This is a genomic window from Burkholderia sp. Ac-20379 (genome assembly GCF_017104645.1).
Lineage (GTDB): Bacteria > Pseudomonadota > Gammaproteobacteria > Burkholderiales > Burkholderiaceae > Burkholderia.
In genome coordinates this window covers 1-5,552 of record NZ_JAAGPF010000407.1, presented here as the reverse complement: position 1 = coordinate 5,552, position 5,552 = coordinate 1, and the positions used below count along the sequence as shown (strand labels likewise).

At 70.5% G+C, this 5,552-nt stretch carries 6 protein-coding genes; 4 read left to right on the top strand and 2 right to left on the bottom strand.

Annotated features, from left to right (window positions below):
• A partial coding sequence (locus tag G3N92_RS30110; RefSeq protein WP_206131205.1) for a hypothetical protein occupies positions 1-202 on the bottom strand: 202 nt, incomplete at its 3' end.
• 156 nt (positions 203-358) lie between these two features.
• Here G3N92_RS30110 and G3N92_RS30105 point away from each other — a divergent pair.
• From G3N92_RS30105 to G3N92_RS30090, 4 genes are all read left to right on the top strand, one after another.
• The gene (locus tag G3N92_RS30105) at positions 359-1,615 is read left to right on the top strand and encodes an MFS transporter (protein ID WP_206131204.1); all 1,257 of its coding nucleotides are present in this window, start codon (positions 359-361) and stop codon (positions 1,613-1,615) included.
• A gap of 188 nt (positions 1,616-1,803) precedes the next feature.
• Positions 1,804-2,823: a porin gene (locus G3N92_RS30100; RefSeq protein ID WP_206131203.1), complete on the top strand. Its 1,020-nt coding sequence runs from the start codon at positions 1,804-1,806 to the stop codon at positions 2,821-2,823.
• Between the two features lie 316 nt (positions 2,824-3,139).
• A complete protein-coding gene (locus G3N92_RS30095; protein WP_206131202.1) occupies positions 3,140-4,435 on the top strand; it encodes an Nramp family divalent metal transporter in 1,296 nt (431 codons plus the stop codon).
• 110 nt (positions 4,436-4,545) lie between these two features.
• Entirely contained in the window at positions 4,546-4,998 is a 453-nt protein-coding gene (locus tag G3N92_RS30090; protein ID WP_206131201.1) for a DUF2000 domain-containing protein, read from the top strand.
• Positions 4,999-5,046: 48 nt separating this feature from the next.
• On the opposite strand, the gene G3N92_RS30085 is transcribed toward G3N92_RS30090, so the two are convergent.
• On the bottom strand, positions 5,047-5,552 hold a 506-nt coding region (locus tag G3N92_RS30085), incomplete at its 5' end, for a helix-turn-helix transcriptional regulator (RefSeq protein ID WP_206131200.1).

Here is a 5,552-nt window from a genome sequence, read left to right as displayed (position 1 = left end):
CGCCGCCGGCGCCGGCCAGGATCGCGAGCTGGCCGTCGCCGACCCAGCCGGTGCCGCCCGGCTGGTGCTGCGCGCCGCGCTCGAACTCGAGCGTGGCGTCGCCGTCGACCACGTAGATCGCACGCGGCGCGCGCGGCAGGTAGATCGGCTCGGCGCCGGCATCGATGCGGTCTTCGTAGAGATGAAGTTGATAGGCGGACATGGCGGTTGGGTTCCTGTCGTGTTCGTGAAAGTGCATGCAGTATCGTTTATCGATACACACGGTATCGATAGTGGTTAACCATGCTGGAAATTACCGTGACGACTCCATATCGTGTCGATCATCGATATTTGAGTTTCGAAAAATAAGAGGAATCGCATGGAACGGAGTGAGACACAACTGCCGCGGGCTGCTGCCGGGCGGTGGTACGCGAGCGCTGGGAAGGCGCAATGGCAGGCGTTCTGGTCGTCGTATGTCGGCTGGGCGCTCGACGTGATGGATCTGGTGCTGTTCGCGATGGTGATGCCGTTCATCGCCGCCGATCTGCACTTCGATCAGGGGCTGGCCGGCATCGTCGCGTCGATGACGCTGGTGGCCACCGCCGTGGGCGGGCTGGTGTTCGGCTTCCTGGCCGACCGGATCGGCCGTACCCGCTCGATGGTGATGAGCATCCTCTGCTACTCGATCGGCACCGCGCTGTGCGGCGTGTCGCAGGACGTCCAGCAACTGCTGGTGTTCCGCTTCGTGCTCGGCTTCGGGGTGGGCGGCGAGTGGGCGGCGGGCGCGGCGCTGGTGTCCGAAACCTGGCCCGCCGAACATCGCGGCAAGGCGCTGGCCTGGGTGCAGAGCGCGTTCGCGGCCGGCTATGCGCTGGCGGCCGTGGTCGCGGCGCTGGTGCTGCCGCATTTCGGCTGGCGCGGCGTGTTCTTCGTCGGCATCGTGCCCGCGCTGTTCGCGTTCTGGGTGCGGCGTCACACCGAGGAGCCGCAGGTGTGGCTGCGGCAGACGCGCCGCCTGAGCCTGCGCGAGACGCTGGCCGAGCTGTTCGGCCCGTACCGGCGCAGCACGCTGGTGGGGCTGGCCTTCACGAGCGCGGCGATGTGCGGCTACTGGGGGCTGTTCACCTGGATCCCCACCTATCTGGCCACGCCCGTCGCGCACGGCGGCTCCGGCCTCACGCTGATGAAATCGACCGCGTGGATCGTCGTGATGCAGGCCGGCGCGGCCGTCGGCTTCGTGGTGTTCGGCTATCTGGCCGACTGGATCGGCCGCCGCCGCACCTACCTGCTGTTCTTCGCGGCGGCCGCGCTGGCGGTGCCGGCCTACACGTGGGTGCGCTCGCCGTCGTGGCTGTTCGTGCTCGGCCCGGTGGTGGCGTTCTTCGGCACGGGGTTCTACAGCGGCTTCGCGCCGACCTTCGCCGAACTGTTCCCGACCCGCATCCGCGCCACCGCACAGGGCTGGATCTACAACACCGGGCGGGCGCTCAGCGCGCTCGCACCGGCCATGGTCGGGCTGCTGGCGGGCCGCTACGGCGTGCAGACGGGCCTCGCCGCCACGGCCGGGTTCTTCCTGCTGGCCGCCCTGATCGTCTGGGCCTTCCTGCCCGAAACGCTCGGCGACGCGCTGGACTGACGCCGACGCCGGGCGCGCGCTGCGCGCGTCCCGATCGATCGCTGCCCGGCCGGCGCGCCGACGGCAGCGGCGAGCGCCTCTCCGTTTTCACCCGATTTCCGCGAGATCGTCCTCGGCCGATCGGCTTCGTCGCGACCGCGAAACGCCTTCACTCACACGCTCATCACTTAGCCATGCAAAATAATTTCATGAAGATCGCGCTGGCGGCCGGCTGCCTTGCGTCGAGCCCGTTCGCGCACGCGCAAAGCGCCGTGCAACTGTACGGCCTGGTGGATGTCTACGCCGGGGCGCAGCGCGCGCTCGGCGGCAAGACGGCCGCCGCCGAGAACTCGAACGGCATGTCCACCAGCTTCTGGGGGATCGGCGGCCAGGAAGACCTGGGCGGCGGCTACTCGGTGGTATTCGCGCTCGAATCGTTCTTTCGCGCGTCCAACGGCGCGGTGGGCCGCTCGGCCGCCGACCCGTTCTTCAGCCGCAACGCCTACGTCGGCATCAAGGGGCCGCAGGGTTCGCTGCTGCTCGGCCGCAACACGCTGCCGTACTACGTGACCGCGCTCAGCTTCAACCCGTTCGGCAACAGCTTCGGCTTTTCGCCGGTGCTGGTGCAGATGTACAAGGGGCTGCCGGCGCAGATGGTGGTGGGCGACACCAACTGGAACAATTCGATCATGTATGTCTCGCCGACGCTGGCCGGGTTCACGGCCACCGGCGTGTACGCCACCGGCAATCAGGCCGGACACGACGGCGCGAACCAGGTGGCGGGCGACCTGCGCTACGCGAACGGTCCGTTCGCCGCCGCGTTCTCGTATCAGCGCGTCAAGTATTCGGTCACGCCGGGCGATCTGCAGACGCTGATCGCCGGCTTCACGCAGCAAAGCGCCTATCTGGCCGCGGCCAGCTACGACTTCAAGGTGGCCAAGCTCAGCGCCCTCGTGCAGCGCATCGAGGATTCGATCCAGACCGGCGACATCGCCTCGAACAGCGGCGAACTCGGCGTGTCGGTGCCGCTCGGCGCCGGCTACGCGATGGCCTCGTTCATGTACACCAGGAGCAAGGGGCGCGGCGACCCGATCCGCAAGACCTGGACGGTGGGCTACGACTACCCGCTGTCGCGCCGCACCGACCTGTACGTCGCGTATCTCAACGACGCCGCGACGGGGCTGTCGAACGGCTACAACGCGGGCGTGGGGATGCGCACGCGGTTCTGAAGGGCCGGCGGGCCACCGGCCCCGACACGGCACGCGCCATGCCGACCGAACGGCCTGCACGACAGGCCCGCGATTTGCGCCGCCACCGCCCCGAGGCGGCGCCAACGCCCGCTCCCCACCCCGCCGCGCCACCCCGTCCCATCGCCCTCGCGCTCCCGCGGGCGGGCCTCCCAGCCCGCTCCCGTTCCCCCTCAATCGCCCCGATCGATATTTTCGATTGCCAAACACGAATGAGAATAATTATCATTCGTGAACATGCCCGCCATTTCGCCACTATGCTGGATCTGATCAGCCGAACCCGACCGGCCCCGAACCCATGCCCGATCCGATGATGCCGTCCCTCCCCTCGCCCGCGTCCCGGTTTCGTCCGCCGACGCCGTGGACCCGCTTCGCCGGAGCAGGCGCGCTGGTCGCGGTCGGCTACATGGATCCGGGCAACTGGGCGACGGCGCTGGCGGGCGGTGCGCAGTTCGGCTACCGGCTGCTGGTGGTGGTGGCGCTGGCCAGCCTGATCGCGGTGCTGCTGCAATGGGTGGCGGCGCGCGTCGGCGTGGTGACCGGGCGCGATCTGGCCGAGCTGTGCCGCGAGCGTCTGTCGCGGCGCACCACGTTCGTGCTGTGGCTTGCCACCGAGGCGGCCATCATCGCCTGCGACGTGGCCGAGGTGGTGGGCTGCGCGGTGGCGCTGCAGATGCTGCTGCACGTGCCGCTGCTGGCCGGCGTGCTGATGTCGGCGGTCGGCACGTTCGCGATGCTGGCGCTGCAGCGGCGCGGCCATCGCACGCTCGAGATCTGCGTCGCCGCGCTGATCCTGTTCGTCGCGCTGTGCTTCGTCGCCGAAGTGGCGCTCGCCCGGCCCGACTGGCTCGGCGTGCTCGGTGGCTTCGCGCCCTCGCCGGAGCTGGTGCGCAACGCGGGGATGGTCTGGCTGGCGGCCGGCATCGTCGGCGCGACGGTCATGCCGCACAACCTCTATCTGCACTCGGCGCTGGTCAAGCGGCACGCGCCGCCCGCGGGCGACGACCGCGACGCGGCGATCGCCGACACGATCCGCGGCGTGGGCTACGACACGTTCGGCTCGCTCGGCTTCGCGTTCGTCGTCAACGCGGCGCTGCTGATCGTGGCCGCCGCCGTGTTCCACGCGAGCGGCCACACCAACGTCGACGATCTCGCCGACGCGCACCGCCTGCTCGCGCCGCTGGTGGGCAGCGACTGGGCGAGCCTGCTGTTCGCCGCCGCGCTGCTGGCCTGCGGCCTGAACTCGACGGTGACGGGCACGCTGGCGGGCCAGATCGTCATGGAAGGTTTCCTGAAACTGCGCATGACGGCCACGCGCCGCGCGCTGCTCACGCGCGCGCTGGCGATCGGCCCGGCGCTCGCCGCCGTGGTGGCGTTCGGCGATCACGGCTCGGCGCAGCTGCTGGTGGCCAGCCAGGTGGTGCTGAGCCTGCAATTGCCGCTCGCCGTGATCCCGCTGGTGCGCTTCGCGGCCGATCCGAAGCTGATGGGCCGCTGGCGCGTGCGCGGCGCGGCGCTGGCCGCGACCTGGGCCAGCACGGCGCTGATCCTCGCGCTGAACGTGGCGCTGCTCTGGCAGCTGTGGACTTCGTGAACCGCCGGAAGCGGGCCGATGGCGGCGTCCAGCGCCTGCAATAGCGTTCAAGACGCCCGCCGCGCGCGCCCGAATAATGCGGTCCTCATCGATAGCCGGAGGACATCCGCATGACGCAGGACCTTTCCCCTTCTTCCGCCGCCCCCGCCGGCCCGCTCGCGCCCGAGCGCTGCGTGATCGTGGTCGACAGCCGGTTGCCGCCGGGCCGCGCGGCCAACGCCGCCGCCGTGCTCGCGCTGACGATCGGCCAGCGCCACCCGGCCCTGGTCGGCCCGCCGCTGGTGGACGCGAACGGCGTGACGCACCCGGGCCTGATCCCGATCGGCATCGCCGTGCTGGCGGCCGACGCCGACGCGCTGCCCGCGATCCGCGACAAGGCGGTGGCGGCCGGCTGCGACGTGGTCGATTTTCCCGTGCAGGGCCAGCAGACCACCGACTATTCGGCGTTCCGCGACGCGGTGGCGCTGGTCGACACGGCCACGCTGCGCTACGTGGGCGTCGCGCTCGCGGGCGCGCGCAAGCCGATCGGCAAGATCGTCGCGAATCTCGGTCTGCTGAAATAAGCGGCCAAGCGGTCAAGCGGTCAAGCGGCCCAGCGGCGGAATGCGCGCTCAGCCACCGCGCCGCCGCCCGAGCGCCGCGTCGCGGAACACGCCGGGCGTGACGCCCATCATGCGGCGGAACGCGCGCGTCAGATGCGCCTGATCGGCGAAGCCGGTGGTCGCGGCCACCTCGCCGAGCGGCCGGCCGAGCCGCATCAGCGCGATCGCCGAGCGCACCCGGGCCTGCCGCTGATAGGCATGCGGCGTCATGCCGAGATGCCGCTCGAACGCGCGAAACAGCCGGAACACCGGCAGCCCGGCCGCGCCGGCGATCTCGTCGAGGTGTACCTGGCTGTCGAGCCGGTGATCGAGGAATTCGCGCGCGATGCGCACCGCCTGCGGCTCCGCGCCGGCCTCGCGCGGCGCCAGCGGCTCGTGCACGTGCCGCTCGAACAGCCGCGCGGCGAAGCGCAGGTAGCGTTCCTCGCGGCGCAGCGCGTCGGCCTGCGCCTCGGAATCGCGATGCACGCGGCAGAACAGCGCGTTGAGCCGCGCGTCGCCGATGATCGGCCCGA

Excerpts from the sequence above, each read along its gene's own strand:
- G3N92_RS30105 (WP_206131204.1), top strand. The coding sequence starts at position 359 with ATGGAACGGAGTGAGACACAACTGCCGCGGGCTGCTGCCGGGCGGTGG.
- G3N92_RS30095 (WP_206131202.1), top strand. The coding sequence starts at position 3,140 with ATGCCCGATCCGATGATGCCGTCCCTCCCCTCGCCCGCGTCCCGGTTT.
- G3N92_RS30100 (WP_206131203.1), top strand. The coding sequence starts at position 1,804 with ATGAAGATCGCGCTGGCGGCCGGCTGCCTTGCGTCGAGCCCGTTCGCG.
- G3N92_RS30090 (WP_206131201.1), top strand. The coding sequence starts at position 4,546 with ATGACGCAGGACCTTTCCCCTTCTTCCGCCGCCCCCGCCGGCCCGCTC.